Consider the following 650-nt stretch of genomic DNA (forward strand, 5'->3'; position numbering starts at 1 on the left):
GTTAAGTGATGTCATCTAAGAATCTAGTTATTATAATTAACGGCACTTATTAGTATAAATGTTAAGAATAAGTAAATCCCGTTTACTATTTACGCCTATAGAAGTGAAAAGTATTTGCATATTATTAAAAAAGCGGTAACTTATTATCAAGTGAATTCGCTAAATTTGAGTAATTTAAATGTCTATTGATCTTAGTCTGCCGGAGTTGCCTATATTACACCCAAGGATTACCGTTGTGGGAGTGGGTGGTGCTGGTGGAAATGCTGTGAATAACATGATCCAATCTAATTTGCAAGGAGTGAATTTTGTTGTCGCAAATACCGATGCTCAAGCACTAGAAAAGTCGTTATGTGATAAAAAAATTCAGCTTGGCATTAATTTAACTAAGGGGCTTGGTGCTGGTGCTTTGCCTGATGTTGGCAAAGGTGCAGCAGAAGAGTCAATTGATGAGATTATGGAGCATATAAAAGATAGTCATATGCTTTTCATCACAGCAGGAATGGGCGGTGGTACTGGAACCGGTGCAGCACCGGTAATTGCAAAAGCAGCCAGAGAAGCAAGAGCCGCAGTTAAGGATAGAGCGCCAAAAGAAAAAAAGATATTGACTGTTGGAGTTGTAACTAAACCGTTCGGTTTTGAAGGTGTGCGCC

Annotated in this window: 1 pseudogene; it reads left to right on the forward strand. The window is 38.8% G+C overall.

Features of this window, described 5'->3' with window-relative positions:
- Positions 1 to 178 precede the first annotated feature (178 nt).
- A pseudogene (locus WG67_RS08400) lies at positions 179 to 650 on the forward strand (cell division protein FtsZ); the annotation flags it as partial.

Origin of the sequence: Wolbachia endosymbiont of Drosophila incompta (assembly GCF_001758565.1) — a bacterium.
Lineage (GTDB): Bacteria > Pseudomonadota > Alphaproteobacteria > Rickettsiales > Anaplasmataceae > Wolbachia > Wolbachia pipientis.